General features: G+C 68.5%; 1 protein-coding gene. It reads left to right on the forward strand.

Annotation, left to right across the window (positions count from 1 at the left end):
• Positions 1-89 precede the first annotated feature (89 nt).
• Positions 90-603, forward strand: a 514-nt coding sequence (locus CCN37_RS38470) for an ABC transporter substrate-binding protein (protein ID WP_143262089.1), incomplete at its 3' end; no start/stop codon positions are given.

Below are 603 nucleotides of genomic sequence, written 5' to 3' on the forward strand. Positions count from 1 at the left end.
GTCGACGAGGAACGCATCCGCGCAGAATCCCTGGACCTGGCCTTTCTCTGAACTCGGCCGCACTCCGACCCAGCAGCGAGGAGACGACGATGTCTTCCAGCTTTTCCCGTCGTGCCCTGCTCAAGGGGGCGGCCCTCGGCGGGCTCGCCACCACGGGAGCCCTCAGCGGCTGCTCCTCCGGCCCGCCGCCCGGCACGGCCACCTGGTCCATGTGGTCCAGCAGCCCCGAGGAGCAGCGGGTCTGGACCGACTTCGGGCATTACGTCGAGCGGCGGATGCACATCAGATCGGCCTCGACGCTCACCCCCTCCGACGGCTACCCCACCAAACTCGACCTGCGGCTCGTCAGCGGAACGGCAAGCATGGTCACCGCCCTGAACGGCTGGCTGATCCCCACCTACGCCTCCCGCGGCGCGCACCGGCCGCTCGACGATCTCATCGCCGCGGACCCCGACTTCGACCTCGACGACTTCTACCCCGCCATTCGCTCCATCTCCTCGTTCGCCGGCCGCACCTACGCCATCGGCTTCGATGTGGCGCCGACCGTGCTCTACTACAACAAGACGCTGCTGGAGCGGAACGGTGTCGATCCGCCGTCCCCGA

The organism is Allokutzneria sp. NRRL B-24872 (assembly GCF_002155965.1).
Classification (GTDB): Bacteria; Actinomycetota; Actinomycetes; order Mycobacteriales; family Pseudonocardiaceae; genus Allokutzneria.